The organism is Streptomyces sp. NPDC003011 (assembly GCF_053591515.1).
Window position 1 is genome coordinate 145,274 of the sequence record NZ_JBSFTY010000004.1, and the last position, 17,296, is coordinate 162,569.

Sequence of the window (17,296 nt, forward strand, 5' to 3'; positions counted from 1 at the left end):
GGACGGTGGAGGCCGCGCCGGCCACCGGGCCGCCCCGCTCGCGCAGGGCGTGGACCGCCGGGCTCAGCGGCACCTCGCCGCTGTCGGCGGCGTCGGCCTCGCCGGCCGGGGCCGAGGGGTCCGGGCCGGTGGCGGCGGCGGCCAGTTCCCCGACCGTGCGGTGGCGCAGCACGTCCGCCGCGGTGAACTCCAGGCCCGCTTCCAGCGCCCGGCTGACCAGCTGGATGGAGACGATGGAGTCGCCGCCCAGGTCGAAGAAGCTGTCGTCGACGCCGACCCGCTCCACACCGAGGAGGTCACGGATCAGCTCGCACAGCAGCCGCTCCTTCGCGTCGCGCGGCTCGCGGCCGGCGGGCCGCCCGCCGGGGTCGGGGTCGGGGTCGGGCAGTGCCCTGCGGTCGACCTTGCCGTTGGCGTTCAGCGGCAGCGCGTCGAGCACGACGTACGCGGTGGGCACCATGTACTCCGGCAGCTGCCCGGCGAGATGGGCGCGCAGGGCCTCGGGCCGGGCGGTGGCGCCGGGGGCCGGGACCACATGGGCCACCAGCCGCCGGCGGCCGTCGTCGGACTCGTGGACGCTCACCGCGGCGCGGGCCACGGTGGCGTGGGCCGCGAGCACGGCCTCGATCTCGCCCGGCTCGATCCGGAAGCCGCGCAGCTTGACCTGGTCGTCGGCCCGGCCGTCGAACTCCAGCTGCCCGTCGGCGGTCCAGCGCACCAGGTCGCCGGTGCGGTAGAGCCGCTCGCCCGGGGCGCCGAAGGGGTGGGCCACGAAGCGTTCGGCGGTCAGCGCGGCCCGGTCCAGGTAGCCGCGGGCGAGGCCGTCGCCGGCGATGTGGAGTTCGCCGGTGACCCCGGGCGGCACCGGACGCAGGAAGGCGTCCAGGACGTACACCCGGGTGTTCCACAGCGGGCTGCCGATGGGCGGGCGCACCGCGCCGGACTGCGGCCGGCTCATGGTGGAGCAGACGGTCGCCTCGCTGGGCCCGTACACGTTGAGCAGCCGTCGGCCCCGGGACCAGTGCGCCACCTCGTCGGGCGGGCAGGCCTCGCCGCCGACGGCGAGGGTGCGCAGCGCGGGCAGCTCGACGTGCGGCAGCGTGGCCAGGACACCGGCGGTGATCTGCAGATGCGTGACGGCGTGGCCGGCCAGCAGCGCGGCCAGTTCCGGGCCGGCCGGTGCCACATCGCCGTCCGGCAGCACCAGGGTGGCGCCGCTGAGCAGGGTCATCGCCAGGTCCGCCATGGAGACGTCGAAGCTCGGCGAGACGGCTTGCAGGACGCGGCTGCCGGCGTCGATCGCGAAGTTCTCCGCGTGCGCCCCGGCCATGCCCGCGATGCCCCGGTGGGTGACCAGGACGCCCTTGGGCCGGCCGGTCGAGCCCGAGGTGTAGATCACGTACGCGGGATGGTCGAGGAGCAGCCGCCCGCGCCGGTCGCCGTCGGTCGGGTCGGTGGCCGGCGAGGCCGCCACCGCGGCCCGTACGTCGGGCGCGTCCGCGCGCAGCACCGGGACGCCGTCCGGCAGGCCGGCCGGCGGCGGGCCGGTGACGACGACCAGGGCGGGCCGCGCGTCCTCGGTGATGTACGCGAGGCGGTCGGCGGGCAGACCGGGGTCGACGGGCAGGTGGGCCGCGCCCGCCTTGAGGACGCCGAGGGTGACGGCGAGCCAGTCGGCCGAGCGCGGCACCGCGACCATCACCCGCTGCTCGGGTCCGGCCCCGCGGCGGATGAGGTGGTGCGCCCACCGGTTGGCGCGCTCGTTGAGCTCGGCGTAGGTCAGCCGCTGCCCGCCGGCCTCGACGGCGGTGCGGTCGCCCGCCGCGGCGGCCCGCGCCTCGAACAGGTCGGGGAACGTGGCGGCCGGCACCTCGCGCGCGGTGTCGTTCCACTCGGTGAGCACCTGCCGCAGCGCGGGGCCGGAGAGCAGGTCGATCCCGCTGACCGGGAGCCGCGGGTCGGCGGCGACCGCGTCGAGCAGGGCGGTGAGGCGGGCCGCGATCGTCCGTACGGTCGCGGCGTCGAACAGGTCGGTGCGGTAGCTGACCATGCCGTCCAGGCCCGCCGGGCCGCCGTCGGCGGCGAACCGCTCGGTCAGTTCGACGCCGAGGTCGGTCTTGGCCGAGGTCAGCTCGATGTCCGCCGGCCGGGCGGTGAGACCGGGCAGCTCCAGGCGGGGCGCCGCGTTGTTCTGGAAGGCGAGGAACACCTGGAACAGCGGGGTGTGCGCCGATGAGCGCACCGCCGGGCCGAGGTGGTCGACGAGCCGCTCGAAGGGCAGGTCCTGGTGGGCGTAGGCCGCGAGGTCGGTGGCCCGCACCCGGTCCAGGAGGTCCGCGAAGGCGGGGTCGCCCGAGGTGTCGGTGCGCAGCACCAGGGTGTTGACGAAGAACCCGACGAGGTCCTCCAGGGCCGCGTCGGGGCGGCCGGCGACCGCGGTGCCGATCGGGATGTCGGTGCCGGAGCCGAGCCGGGTGAGCAGGGCCGCCAGCGCGGCCTGCGCCACCATGAAGAGGCTGACCTGGTGGGTGCGGGCCAGCGCGGCCAGCCGGCCGTGCAGGTCCGCGTCGATCCGGAAGTCGACGGTGGCGCCGGCCGCGGTCAGCTCCGCGGGCCGGGGCCGGTCGACGGGCAGCGCCAGCTCCGCCGGGGCGCCGGCCAGCGCCTCGGTCCAGAAGGCCAGTTGGCGGGCGGCGAGGCTGTCCGGGTCGTTCTCGTCGCCGAGCAGCTCGCGCTGCCACAGGGTGTAGTCGGCGTACTGCACGGGCAGGGGCGTGAAGCCGGGCGCCCGGCCCTCGGCGCGGCGGGCGTAGGCGTGGCACAGGTCGCGGGCCAGCGGGGCGTTGGACCAGCCGTCGGACGCGATGTGGTGGAGCGTGAGCAGCAGCACGTGCTCGGTGCCGGACAGGGCGAACAGGGTGGCGCGCAGCGGGGGTTCGGCGGCGAGGTCGAAGCCGCGCGCGGCGGTGTCCCGCAGTGCCGTGGCGAGGGCCTCGGGCGCGAGGGTGACGATCTCCAGCGGCACCGTGGCGCCGTCCGCGTCGAGCACCGACTGCCGGGGCCGGCCGCCGGTGTCCGGGAACACCGTGCGCAGGCTCTCGTGCCGGGCCACCACGTCGGCGACGGCGGCGCGCAGCGCGGCCACGTCGAGCGGGCCGGTGAGCCGGATGCCGATGGGGATGTTGTACGAACCGGTGCGGCCCTCCAGCCGGCCGAGGAACCACAGCCGGCGCTGGGCGAAGGACAGCGGGATCTCCTTCGGCCGGGGCCGCGGGGCCAGTGCGGGCCGTGCGGTGCCGCCGGCGGCGACCCGTCCGGCCAGCAGGGCCGGGGTGGGTGCCTCGAAGACCGCGCGGACGTCGACCTCGGCGCCGAAGGCCGCCCGGACCCGGCTGAGCAGCCGGACCGCGCTGAGCGAGTTGCCGCCGAGCTCGAAGAAGTGGTCGTCCACGCCGACGCCGGGCCGGTCGAGCACCTGGGCGAAGAGCCCGCACAGGATCTCCTCCTGCGGGGTGCGCGCGGCGCGGGGCGCCGGGGCGGCGGTGAACTCCGGTTCCGGCAGGGCCTTGCGGTCCAGTTTGCCGTTGACGGTGACCGGCAGGGCGTCGAGGACGACGACGGCCTCCGGGAGCATGTACGCGGGCAGCGTGGTGGTGAGCCGCTCGCGCAGCTCCCCGCCCGTGAGGGCGGCCCCGGCCGCGGGGACGGCGTAGGCGATGAGCCGGGCGCCGTCGGCGCCGTCGCGGACCACCACCGCCTGGGCGGCCACGCCGGGCAGGGCGGCGACCGCGGCGGACACCTCGCCGAGTTCGACGCGGTGGCCGCGGATCTTGACCTGGTCGTCGGCGCGGCCGGCGAACACCAGGTCGCCGTCCGGCAGCCGGCGGGCCACGTCGCCGGTGCGGTACATGCGGGACCCGGCCGGACCGTACGGGTCGGCGGTGAACCGTTCGGCGGTCAGCGCGGGCCGGCCGAGGTAGCCGCGGGCCAGGCAGGGGCCGGCCAGGTACAGCTCGCCCGCCACACCGGGCGGGACCGGGCGCAGCGCCCCGTCCAGGACGTAGGCCCGGACGTTGCCCTGCGGGCGGCCGATCGGGACCGGTCCGGGGGCGAGCTCGGCACCCGGTGCGATGCGGAACTCGGTGACGTTGACGGTGGCCTCGGTGGGGCCGTACACGTTCCAGACCGTCGCGTCCGGGTGGCGTGCGCGCCACTCGGCGAGTGTCTCCCCGAGCAACGCCTCCCCGCCGAGCAGGAGTTCACCGGCGGGCGAGTACGCCGTGGGCAGCGCCCCCAGCAGCGGCAGGTGGCTCGGGGTCGCCTTCAGGAAGGTGACGGGTGTCCCGGCCAGGCGGGCGGTGGTCTCGGGGGTCTCCTCCAGCGGGGCGATCAGGACGGTGCCGCCGACGGTGAGCGGGGTGAACAGGGCGGTCACCGTCAGGTCGAAGGCGACCGGGGAGTGCAGCAGGGCGAGTCCGGCGGCGCCCGGGTAGGCGGTGGCGGTCCAGCCGAGGTAGTCGACGACCGAGGCGTGGGTGACGACCACGCCCTTGGGGCGTCCGGTGGAGCCGGAGGTGTAGAGGACGTACGCCGGGTGGGCGGGGGCCAGCGGGCGGACACGGTCCGCGTCGGCCGGGTCGGCGGCCGGGTGTGCCGTGAGCGAGGCCGCGGTGCCGGGGTCGTCCACGACGAGGGTGTCGAGGGCGTGCGCCGGCAGGACGGCGGCCGTGGCGCGGTCGGTCAGCAGGAGGCACGGGCGGGCGTCGCCGAGCAGGTGGGTGATGCGCTCGGCCGGGTGGGCCGGGTCGACGGGCACGTACGCGGCGCCGGACTTGAGGACCGCGAGCAGCGCGACCACCAGGCCGGCCGAGCGTTCCATGGCGACGGCGACGAGCGCCTCGGGGCCGGCGCCGCGGGCGATCAGGGCGTGCGCGAGGCGGTTGGCCCGCTCGTTGAGCGCGCGGTAGGTCAGCTCGGTGCCGCCGTCGGCCAGGGCGACGGCGTCGGGGGTCCGGGCCGCCTGGGCCTGGACCAGTCCGGGGACCAGGGCGGCGGAGGCGGGCCGGACGGGGCCGGCCGCGCCCACGGTCAGCTGCCGCGTCTGCGTCTCGTCCAGCAGGGCGAGGCGGCCGACCGGGGTGTCCGGCGCCGACGTGAACGTCTCCAGGATCCGCCGCAGCCGGCGGGTCGCGGACGCCACCAGCTCGGGGTCCAGGAGGTCGGCGCGGTAGTACCAGTTGAGGACCATCCGCCGGTCGTCCTGCAGGACGACCATGCCGAGCGGGTAGTGGTTGTCGCCCTTGGTGTCGACCTCGGACAGGGCGAGGCCGTGCACGTTCTGGCCCGTGCCGGGGTCGGTGGGGAAGTTCTCGAAGACGACCGCGGTGTCGAACAGGGTGGTCAGACCGGTCAGCCGCTGGAGGTCGGCGAGGCCCAGGTAGTGGTGGCCGAGCAGGTCGACGCGCCGGGCCTGGACCCGGGCGAGGGTGTCGGCGAGGGAGACGGCCGGGTCGACGCGGACCCGGACCGGCACGGTGTTGCTGAACAGGCCGACCATCGACTCGACGCCGGGCAGCTCCGGCGGGCGGCCGGAGACCGTCTCACCGAACAGGACGTCGTCGCGGCCGGTGAGGTGGGCGAGCACCAGGCCCCAGGCGCCCTGCACCACCGCGTTCGGGGTGAGGCCGTGGGCGCGGGCGGCCGACAGGAGCGCCGCGGTCAGGTCGCCGGGCAGTTCGTCGACCACGCGGTGCGGCAGCGCGGCCGGGTGACCGGCGGCGTCGGGGGCGATCAGCGTCGGCTCGTCGACACCGTCGAGGGCGGTGCGCCACGCGGCCTCGGCGGCGCCGCGGTCCTGGCCGGCGAGCCAGGTCAGGTACTCCTTGTACGGGACGACGGCCGGCAGGACGCGGACGTCGCCGCGCTGCCCGTACAGCGCGAACAGCTCCCGCGCCAGCACCGGTGCCGACCAGCCGTCGAGCAGCAGGTGGTGGGCGGCGAACAGCAGCCGGTGCCGGTCCGGGCCGAGCCGGATGAGGGTGAAGCGCAGCAGCGGCGGCCGTTCGGGGTCGAAGCGGCGGGCCCGCTCCCGCACCAGCAGCCGGTCCAGTTCGGCCCGCTGCTCCGCCTCGTCGAGACCGCTCAGGTCGATCTCGCTCCAGGGAACGTCGACCCGGCCCGGTATCAGCTGGACGGGCACGCCCTGGTCGGTGCGGTGGAAGGCGGCACGGAGTCCGTCGTGGCGCTCCAGCAGCCCGGCGACGGCGGCGTGCAGCGCCCCGGTGTCGAGCGTGCCGCGGACGTCCAGGGCGAGCCGGGTGATGTAGACGTCCTCGGCGTGCTGGTCGTACTCGGTGTGGAAGAGCAGCCCTTCCTGGAGCGGGGACAGCGGCAGGACGTCGGTGAGGTGCGGCAGGGCCTGTTCCAGGCGGTCGATCGCGGCCTGGGGGAGCTCCACCAGGGGCAGGTCGGAGGGCGTCAGCCCGCTGGAGGCGGCCGGCCGGCCGGCGCCGTCCACCACGGCGCGCAGGGCCTCGAACCAGGCCTCGGCGAGCGGCCGTACGTCGTCCTCGGTGAGGAGCCCGCCGGGCCAGGTCCAGGTGGCGGTCAGGCGCGGCCCGTCCGCGTGGGTCTCGGCGGCCGCGTTCGCCGTGAGGGTGTAGGGCAGCGGGGTCGCGGGGTCCGCGCCGCCGCCCAGGCCGTCCCCGGTGCCGCCGTCCGGGCCGCCGATGCGGCCGAGGTAGTTGAAGCCGATCTGCGGCTCGGGGAACCGGGCCAGGGTCGCCGCGGTACGGGCGTTGAGGTGGCGCAGCAGGCCGTAGCCGATGCCGTTGTCGGGGACCGCCCGCAGCTGCTCCTTCACCGCCTTGAGCGCGCCGACCAGGGCGGGGGCGTCCGGGGCGGTGATCTCGCCGGGGTCCAGCCGCACCGGGTAGAGGCTGGTGAACCAGCCCACCGTGCGGGAGAGGTCGGCCCCGTCGAGGATGTCCTCGCGGCCGTGTCCCTCCAGGCCGACCAGGACGGACGAGGTGTCGCCGAGGCCGCGTCCGCGGCGCCAGCCGGCGACGGCGACGGCCAGGGCGGTGAGCAGGACGTCGTTGATCTGGGCGCTGAAGGCGGCGGGCACCTTGCCCAGCAGCGGTCCGGTGATCTCGGCGGGCAGCTGGAGGGTGAGGTGTCCGGCGGTGGCGAGGGTGTCCTTGCCCGGGTCCAGGGGGCGCTCGGTGAGCAGCGGGTCCGGGCCGGAGAGGATCGAGCGCCACAGCGTGAGTTCCCGGATCCGGCCGGGTTCGCCGGCCGCCGCCGTCAGGTGCTGGGCCCAGCGGCGGAAGGAGGTGCCGACCGGTTCGGGGGTGAGGTTTCGGCCCTCGGCGGCCGCCTGGAGCGCGGCCGAGAGTTCCGGCAGGAGGATGCGCCAGGAGACGCCGTCCACCGCGAGGTGGTGGATCACCAGGTGCAGCCGGCCCTGCCGGTCCGGTCCGGCGTCGAGCCAGACCGCCTGGACCATCCGTCCCTCCTCGGGGGCGAGCCGGGCCTGGGCGGCGGCGGACTCCCGCTCGGCGCGGGCGCGCAGCGCGTCCGCGCCGAGTCCGGCGACGTCGGCCCGGTGCAGCGACTCGGCGGCCGCCACGCTGCCGGGCGGGGGGATCTCCAGGGTCCACTCGTCGATGTCCTCGATGCGGGTCAGCCGCAGCCGCAGGGCGTCGTGGTGGTCGAGGAAGGTCTGCAGCACGCCGGTGATCCGGGCGGTGTCGAGCCCGGCGGGCACCGGCAGCGACATCGCCTGGCTGAACTCGGCGGTGGGACCGCTGTGTTCGCGGAACCAGTGGATGATCGGGGTGAGCGGGACACCGCCCACCCCGTCCGAGGGGGCGCGGCGGCGGACCGGGGCACCCTCCTGGACCACGGCGGCGAGCGCCTCGACGGTCTTGTGGGTGAACACGTCACGCGGGGCGAGACGCAGACCGGCCTTGCGGGCGCGGCTGATCAGCTGGATGGAGGCGATGCTGTCGCCGCCCAGCTCGAAGAAGCTCTGGTCCACGCCGACCCGGTCGACGCCGAGCACCTCGGCGAAGAGCCGGCACAGCTGCTCCTCGCGCTCACCGGCGGGGGCGCGGCCCTCGGAGACCGGGGCCTGCGGGGCGGGCAGCGCCTTGCGGTCGAGCTTGCCGTTGACCATCAGCGGCAGCGTGTCGAGCGGCACGACCAGCGACGGCACCATGTACTCGGGCAGCAGTCCCGCGGCGTGCGCGCGCAGCGCCTCGGCGTCGACGTCCGCGCCGGTGACCGGGACGGCGTAGGCGACCAGCTGCCTGACGCCCTGCTGGGTCTCGTGGGCGATCACGGCGGCCCGGTCCACGTCCGGGTGGCGGGCCAGGACGCTCTCGATCTCGCCCAGTTCGATCCGGAAGCCGCGCACCTTGACCTGGTCGTCGGCGCGGCCGACGAACTCCAGCTGGCCGTCCTGGCGCAGCCGGACCACGTCGCCGGTGCGGTACATCCGCGCGCCGGGGGCACCGAACGGGTCGGCGACGAAGCGTTCCGCGGTCAGTGCGGCGCGGCGCAGGTAACCGCGGGCCAGCCCCGCGCCGGAGACGTACAGCTCGCCCTCGGTGCCCTGCGGTACCAGGCGCAGCGCCGTGTCCAGGACGTAGGCGCGGGTGTCGCGCACCGGCGCGCCGATGGGCGGGACGCTGCCGGTGGCCTCCAGCGGGGTGCTCATGGACACCGCGACCGTCGACTCGGTGGGGCCGTAGGCGTTGACCATGCGCCGGCCCGGGGCCCAGCGGGCCACCAGGTCGGGCGGGCAGGCGTCGCCGCCGACGATCAGGCAGCCGAAGCCGGGCAGTCCGGCGGCGGGCACGCTGGCCAGCGCGGCCGGCGGGATCAGGGCGTGGGTGACGCGGCGGGCGGCGATCAGCTCGGCGAGCGGTTCGCCCGCCAGCGGGCCGGGCTCGGGCACGACGAGGGCCGCGCCGGACGTCAGGGTCATGCACAGTTCGAGGACGGAGGCGTCGAAGCTCGGCGAGGAGAACTGCAGCACCCGGCTGGAGCCGTCCACGGCGAACCGCTCGCGCTCGGTCGCGGCGAAGGCGGCGAGCCCGGCGTGGCTGACGACGACACCCTTGGGCACCCCGGTGGAGCCGGAGGTGTAGATCACGTACGCGGGCGAGGCGACGGAGACCGGGCCCGCGGGCCGCGTGTCCGCGACGGCCTCGCCGGTCTCGTCCGGGCCGTCCAGGACGAGCACCGGGACGTCCGTGCCGGGCGGCACTGCCCCCGCGTACGCCGTGGTGGTCAGGACGGCCGCCGGACGGGCGTCGTCGAACATGAACGCGATGCGGTCGGCGGGGTAGTCGGGGTCCACCGGAAGGTAGGCCGCGCCCGCCTTCAGCACCGCGAGGGAACCGGCCACGGAGTCCGCGGAGCGGCCGAGGACGAGGGCGACGGTCTGCTCCGGGCCGACGCCCCGGCCGGCCAGCCGCGCGGCGAGCTCGTCCGTACGGGCGTCGAGTTCGGCGTAGGTGAGCCGGAACCGGCCGGCGTCCACGGCGAGCGCGTCCGGGGTGCGGGCGGCCTGCGCGGCGAACAGCTCGGGGAAGGTGGCCGGTTCGACGGCCGGGCCGGCGCCGGCCGCACCCGCCACGAGGTGCTCGCGCTCCTCGTCGGCGAGCAGGTCGAGCCCGGCCACCGTGCGGTCGAGTCCGTCGGTCAGGGTGTGCAGGATCCTGATCAGGCGGCTGCCGACGGCCTCGACCTGGTCGGGACGGAACAGGTCGGGACGGTAGTTGAGCAGCAGCCGCAGTCTGCCCTCGTGGACGTGCGAGACCAGGCAGAGCGGGTAGTGGTTGGCGTCCAGCACGTCGAAGCCCTCGATGGCCAGTTCGCCGGCGAGGTCGCGCAGGCTCTGCAGGTCGAACGGGAAGTTCTCGAACGCCACATAGGTGTCGAAGAGTTCGGGGTGCCCGGAGAGCCGGTGGAGGTCCCGCATCCCGGTGAACTGGTGGGCCGTCATCTCCAGGTGCTCGCGCTGCAGCGCGCCCAGCACCGAGCCGAGCGTGTCGCCGCTGTCCAGGCGGACGCGGACCGGCAGCGTGTTGATGAGCATGCCGACCATGCGCTCGACGCCGGACACCTCCGGCGGCCGCCCGGAGACCACGGTGCCGAACACCACGTCGTCGCGGCCGGTGAGCACCGACAGCAGCAGCGCCCAGGAGCCGTGCACGGCGTTGGAGAAGGTGAGGTCGTGGGAGCGCAACCGGGCCGACAGCGCCTCGGTGGCCTCCCGGGACAGCTCCAGCACGAGCTGTTCGGGGTGGACGACCGCGCGTCCGGGATCGGCCGGCACCAGCCGGGTGGGCGCGTCGATGCCGGCCAGCGCCCGGCGCCAGGCCTCCTCGGAGGCCGCGTGGTCCTGCCGGGCGAGATGCGCGAGGTGCTCACGGAACGGGGTGACCGGCGGCAGCCCGGAGGCGTCGCCGCCGGCCGCGTACACCTCGAAGAGCTCGCCGAGCAGCACCGACGTGGACCAGCCGTCGAGCAGGATGTGGTGGAAGGTGCACAGCAGGCGGTGGGCGTCGTCGGCGTGCCGCACCAGGCGGTAGCGCATCAGCGGCGGCCGGGCCAGGTCGAAGGCGTGCGCCTTCTCCGCGGCCTGGAGGCGCTCCAGCTCCGCGGTCCGCTCGGCCTCGCCGAGCCCCCTGAGGTCGCTCTCCGCCCACGGGACCTCGACCTGCCGGGAGACGACCTGCACCGGGCGGCTCTGCTTGGGGTGCAGGAAGCCCACCCGGAGGTTGGCGTGCCGGTCCAGCAGCGCCTGCGCGGTGGCCCGCAGCGTTGCCGCGTCCAGGTCACCGCGCAGGTCGAGCACCACCTGCACGGTGTAGACGTCGTCACCGGTCTCGTCGTACAGCGCGTGGAAGAGCAGTCCCTCCTGCAGCGGGGAGAGCGGCAGTATGTCCTCGGGACCCGGCTTCGTCATCACAGTGTCCTCCACTCGGCTTCGAGGCCGTCGATCTCGTCTTGGGAAAGGTCCACCAGCGCCAGGTCCGATGGGGTGTAGCCGCCGGCGTCGGGGTGCTCGGCGTGCTGGGTGAGGGCGCGCAGGGCGCGGAACCAGGTGTCCGCGAGTTCACGGACGTCGGCCTCCGACAGCAGCCGTCCCGGCCAGGTCCAGCGGGCCGTCAGCCGCGGCCCGCCGGTCTCCTCCCGGACGGCGGCGTCGATCTCCAGCAGGTGGGACAGCGGCAGGTCCGCGCCCTCCCCGAGGACCGCGTCGCTCTCGGGTGCGGGCTCCCAGTCGGCGCCGGGCGCGGTGGCCCGCCCCAGGTAGTTGAAGAGCACGGGTGCCGTGGCCAGGCCGGCGAGCCGGGGCCCGGCCGCGGGATCGAGGTGGCGCAGCAGCCCGTAGCCGATGCCGTCGTCGGGGGCGTCGCGGAACTGCTCCTTGACCGTGCGCAGCGCCCGGCCCGCCTCCGGGCCGCCCGCCCACAGTCCGTCCCAGTCGGTGACCCGGGGGTCGAGCCGGGCCGGGCGGATGCTGGTGAACCAGCCGACCGTGCGGGACAGGTCCAGGCCGTCGGCGATCTCCTGCCGGCCGTGGCCCTCCACGTCCACCAGGACACCGGCACCGCCGCCGAGGCGGCGCCTTCGCCGCCAGTGGTCGACGGCCACGGCGAGCCCGGCGACCAGCACCTCGTGGACGTCGGCGCGCAGCACCCGGGGGACCAGGCCGAGCAGGGCCGTGGTGTCCTCGGCGGGCAGGGCCTGGGTGAGGTGCCGGGCGGCCGACGCGGTGTCGCGGGCCGGGTCGAGCGGCCGCTCGGTGAGGGCCGGAGCGGGCTTCTCCAGCGTGCGGGCCCACAGCTCCTCCTCGGCGGCCCGGGTGGCGGTGTGGGCGCCGAGGAGTTCCGACCAGCGGCGCAACGGGGTTCCCACCGGGGCGAGTTCGGGTTCCTTGCCGGCGGTGACGTCCTCCCAGGCGGCCCGCAGATCGGGCAGCAGGATGCTCCAGGAGACGCCGTCCACGACCAGGTGGTGGGCGGCGAACAGCAGCCGGCCGGGGGCGTGCGGTCCGGCGTCGAACCAGACCAGCTGGACCATCACCGCCCGGCCCGGGTCGAGCCGCCGCCAGGCCGCGCGGGCCTCCTGCCCGATCAGCCGGCGCAGCGCGTCCCCGGTGAGTCCGGCGGCGTCCACCCGGCGCACCAGCGCGTCGGCCGGGACGCTGCCGCGTGCGGTGATCTCGTACGTCCAGCCGCCCTCGGCGGCGGAACGGTCCAGGCGGGTGCGCAGCGCGTCGTGCCGGTCGAGCACCGCCTGCAGCGCGGCGGCCAGCGGGCTCTCGCCGAGCTGTGCCGGGACCTGGACCAGCGCCGTCTGGTGGAAGGCGTCGACGGGGCCGCCGCGCTCCTCCAGCCAGCGCATCACCGGGGTGGCCGCCAGGGCGCCGACGCCGGCGTTCTCGTCGGTGCCGGCGGCGGGCACGGCGGTCCGGGCCGCCTCGGCGGCGAGCGCGGCCACCGTCTTGAGTTCGAACACCTCCTTCGGCGAGAGGGCGAGCCCCTTGCGGCGGGCGCGGGCCACCAGCTGGATCGAGACGATGCTGTCGCCGCCCAGCTCGAAGAAGTTGTCGTGCAGGCCGACCGTGTCCCGTCCGAGCACCTCGGCGAAGAGGCCGGCGAGGGTCTCCTGCATCGGGGTGCGCGGCGCGTCGGGGCCGCCCCGCTCCTCCAGGGTGCCGGGGGCCTCGGGGGCGGGCAGCGCCTTGCGGTCGAGCTTGCCGTTGGGGGTGAGCGGCAGCACGTCGAGGACGACCACGGCGGCCGGCACCATGTGGGCGGGCAGCCGGGCGGCGGTCCCCGCGAGGACCTCCGGGACCCGGACGTCCTCGCCCGCGCCGGGCACGACGTAGCCGACGAGCCGCCGGTGGCCCGGCACGTCCTCGCGTACGGTGACGGCCGCGGCCCGCACCCCGGGGTGGCGGGCGAGCGTCGCCTCGATCTCGCCGAGTTCGATGCGGAAGCCGTTCAGCTTGATCTGGTCGTCGGCCCGGCCCAGGTACTCCAGCCGGCCGTCGGCCCGCCAGCGGCCCACGTCCCCGGTGCGGTACAGGCGGGCGCCGGGCGGGCCGAACGGGTCGGCCACGAACCGCTGCGACGTCAGCGCCGGGCGGTCCAGGTAGCCGCGGGCGAGCTGCCCGCCGCCGATGTGGATCTCCCCGGGTACGCCCGGCGGCACCAGGGCCAGGTCCGGGCCGAGGACATGGATCGCCGAGTTCCACATCGGGCGGCCGATCGGCACCGCGCCGCCGGGCACGGGGGTGTCGGGGCCGATGCGGAACTCCACACAGCCGACGGTGGCCTCGGTGGGGCCGTACTCGTTGATCACGGTGATGCCCGGCCGGTGCCGGCGCAGCTCCGCGACGGACTCGCCGAGCAGCATTTCGCCGCCGACGACCAGCTCGCGGGTGGGCGAGAACTCCTCCGGCAGCACCCCGAGCAGGGCCAGGTGGGCGGGGGTCGCCTTGAGGAAGGTGGGGCGCGGGGCACCGGTGGCCGGGCCCTCAAGAGCGGTGACGGCCACCGACCCGCCGGAGATCAGGGGGGCGTAGAGGGAGGTGACGGTGAGGTCGAAGGAGACCGGTGAGTGCAGCAGGGTGCGGCCGGCCACCGACGGGTAGCGCTCGCGGGCGTACTCCAGGTAGACGGCGACGGAGCGGTGGGTGACCACGACGCCCTTGGGCCGCCCGGTGGAGCCGGAGGTGTAGATGACGTAGGCGGGGTGGGCGCAGTCGAGCGGGTGCCGCCGGTCGCGGTCGGTGGGGTCCGTGTCCGGTGCCCGGTGCCCGGCGGTCACGTCGAGCACCGGCACCCCGGCGGGTACGGCGTCCCGGGTGGCCGGGGTGACCAGGACCAGGGCGGGGGACGCGTCGTCGAGCATGTAGGCGATCCGCTCGGCCGGGTACTCCGGGTCGACGGGCACATAGGCGGCGCCGGACTTGAGGACCGCGAGCAGCGCGCTCACCAGGTCCGCGGACCGGGGCAGCAGCACCGCCACCCGCTGTTCGGGGCCCGCGCCGGCGGCGATCAGGGTGTGGGCCAGCCGGTTGGCGCGGGCGTTGAGTCCGGCGTAGGTGAGGGTGTCGGCGCCCTCGGTCAGGGCAGGCCTGCGCGGGGTGCGCGCGACCTGCTCCTCGAAGAGCGCGGGCAGCAGCCGCCGCGGCGCGATCCGCGGGGCCCGGCCGAACTCCTCGACGAGCAGCCGCCGTTCGTCCTCGGCGAGGACGTCGATGTCGCCGACGTGCTGCCCGGCGTCGGCGGTGAAGGCCTCCAGGACCCGCACCAGGCGGGTGCTCATGCTCTCGACGGTGTCCTGGTCGAACAGGTCGGTGCTGTACTCGAGCCGGCCGCTGATGCCGGCCGGTGCCTCGTGGCCCGCCGAACGCTCGTCGAGCCCGAACAGCAGGTCGATCTTGGTGACGCCGGGGTCGACCTGCTGCGGGGTGGTGACCAGGCCCGGCAGCACCAGCGTGGACTCGGCCGGGGTCTGCACGTCCAGCATCACCTGGAACAGCGGGTTGCGGGCGAGCGAGCGGGCCGGGTTGAGTGCCTCCACCAGCCGCTCGAAGGGCACGTCCTGGTGGGCGTGCGCGGACAGCGACATCTCGCGGGTGCGGTCGATGAGCTGGGCGACGGTGGGGTTGCCGGAGACGTCGTTGCGGAACACCACGGTGTTCACGAAGCAGCCGACCAGGTCGTCCAGCGGGGCCTGGCCGCGGCCCGCGACCGCGCTGCCGAGGGGGATGTCGTGCCCCGCGCCGAGCTTGCTCAGGAGCACGGCGACGGCGCTCTGCAGCACCATGAAGAGGCTGGCCCGCCGGGTACGGCCCAGCTCGACGAGGCGCCGGTGCAGATCGGCGGGGATGTCGAAGCGGACGATGTCCCCGCGCTGGCTCAGTTCGGCCGGCCGGGGCCGGTCGACGGGCAGCCGCAGTTCCTCGGGCAGTCCGGCCAGGGCCTGCTTCCAGTGGCCGAGCTGACGGGCCAGCGGGCTGTCCCGGTCGCTCTCGTCGCCCATCACGGACTGCTGCCAGAGCGTGTAGTCGGCGTACTGCACCGGCAGCGGTACGAAGGCCGGCGGCCGGCCCGCCGTACGGGCGGTGTAGGCGAGGCCGAGGTCCCGGGCGAGCGGGGCGAGGGAGAGGCCGTCGGCGACGATGTGGTGCAGCACCACGAGCAGGACGTGCTCCTGGGGGCCGAGGACCAGCAGCCGGGGGCGTACGGCGAGTCCCGCGGTGAGGTCGAAGCCCTCCGCGACGATCCCGGCGACGGTCGCGTCCAGGGTGTCCGGCCCGGCCGGCTGCTCGACGAGCCGTACCTGCGCGGCGGCCTCGGCCGGAGCGAGGATGTGCTGGCGCGGCCGGCCGTCGGTCTCTGGGAACGTGGTGCGCAGGCTCTCGTGCCGGGCCAGGACGTCGTGGAAGGCGGCGGCCAGCGCCGCCCGGTCGAGCCGGCCGGTGAGTCTGAGGGCGAGGCCCATGTTGTAGGCACCGCTGGGCCCTTGGAGCCGGTTGACCAGCCACAGCCGCTGCTGGGTGAGGGAGAGCGGGAGTTCGGCGGGCCGGGCGACGGGTTCCAGGGCGCGGCGGACGCTGCCGGTCCCCTCGGTGCGGGGGGCGAGTCCCGCGACGGTGGGGGTCTCGAAGACGGTGCGGATGGACAGTTCCGCCCCGAAGGCCTCCCGGATCCGGCTGAGCAGCCGGATCGCGGTGAGCGAGTGCCCGCCGAGCTCGAAGAAGTTGTCGTCGACGCCGACCCGGTCCACCGTGAGGACGTCGGCCACCAGGGCGCACAGCGCCTCCTCCCGCGGGGTGCGGGGGGCGCGGTGGGCGGCCCTGGCCGGGGCGTCCTCGCCGCCGGCCGCGGCCGGGCGCTCGGGCGGGGCCCAGCCGGCGGGCACGGCCAGCGCGACCGAGTCCACCGTGGCGTCGGGGGCGGCGCCGGCCAGCGCGCCGAGGAAGCCGATGAGGGCGGCCCGGTGGCCGGCGACCGCGTCCTGGCCGTACAGGTCGGCGTTGGCGTGGAAGTCGAGGAGGAAGCCGTCGTCGGACGTCCGGTTGTCGACGATCAGGGAGAGGTCCTCCTCCGGGCCGACCGAGAAGCCCCGCACGCTCGCCGGCTGTCCGGCGAAGTCCACCGGCCGGCCGTACAGCAGCAGGTTGACCTCGGGGCCCCACAGCCGCTTGCGGTCGCCGACCATGCCGAGGTCGCGGTGGATGTCCTCGTAGCGGTAGCGCTGGTGCCTCAGGGCCTCGCGGATCTCACCGGCGGCCGAGCGCAGCAGGCCGGCCACGGTCGTTCCGGGGCCTACCGCGATGCGGACCGGCAGGGCGTTGGAGACCATGCCGGGGATCCGGCGGGCGGCGGGGACGGTCCGGGCGGCGGTGGCGAGGCCGAGCACGACGTCCTCGGCGCCGGTCAGCCGGTGCAGATAGGCGGCGATGCCGGCGACCACCGCGGCCGGCCAGCTGACGCCGGTGTCCCGGGCGAGGTCGCGCAGGGCGGCGGCGCGGTCCGCGGGGACCTCACCGGCCTGTCGGACGTGGTCGACGGGGACGCGGGTGGGGCGGGCGGCCAGGCCGGCCGGCTCGCCGAGCCCCGCGAGGCGCTCGGTCCAGTACGCGCGGTCCGCCGCGAACTGCTCGGACGCGCGGTAGGCGGTGTCCAGCCCGACGAGGTCGCCGAGCGGTCCGAACGGCGACGGCGCGGGTTCCTCGCCGGCCGCCAGCGCCGAGTAGACGGCGGCCACCCGGGCCACGATCAGCGACCAGCTGTAGCCGTCGACGACGGTGTGGTGGACCCGGCTGAACCAGATGTGCCGGTCGTCCGCCAGCGTGAGCAGTCCGAAGGTGAACAGCGGGCCGCCGTCCAGGTCCGCGGGGGCCGTCACCCGGGCCAGCATCCACTGCTCGGCCGCGGCGGCCGGGTCGGGGGCCTCGCTGACATCGGGGGTGTGCAGCGGCCAGTCGAGGGCCGGTACGACCGTCTGCACCGGGCCGTCGGGCCCGGGCCGGAACGTGACACGCAGTGTCTCCGCCTCCTCGACGGTGCGGCGCAGCGCGGCCTCGAAAAGGCAGAGGTCGATCCCGCCCGATATCTCGACGCATTCGGCGATGCTGTACATCGGGTTCTGCGGATTCACCTGCTGCGCCAGCCACATTCCGTACTGTGCGGCCGTCAGCGGCAATTGCAGTCCATTCCGATCGGCCATTGCCTTCTCTCCGATGTGGGTAGAC

At 75.8% G+C, this 17,296-nt stretch carries 2 protein-coding genes (1 of these 2 only partly in view); both read right to left on the bottom strand.

The genetic code is table 11. The features are described 5' to 3' along the window. Positions 1-10,981, bottom strand: the 5' portion of a protein-coding gene (locus tag ACWD0J_RS03655; protein ID WP_451494078.1) for an amino acid adenylation domain-containing protein. Its footprint begins 4,508 nt before the window's first position; only the first 10,981 of its 15,489 coding nucleotides appear in the window; the start codon lies at positions 10,979-10,981; the stop codon falls past the left edge of the window. Then, positions 10,981-17,271, bottom strand: coding sequence for an amino acid adenylation domain-containing protein (locus ACWD0J_RS03660; protein WP_451494079.1), 6,291 nt, complete (start codon positions 17,269-17,271; stop codon positions 10,981-10,983). Before ACWD0J_RS03660 ends, ACWD0J_RS03655 begins: the two co-directional genes overlap by 1 nt. Positions 17,272-17,296: the final 25 nt, after the last annotated feature.

Excerpts from the sequence above, each read along its gene's own strand:
- ACWD0J_RS03660 (WP_451494079.1), bottom strand. The coding sequence starts at position 17,271 with ATGGCCGATCGGAATGGACTGCAATTGCCGCTGACGGCCGCACAGTAC.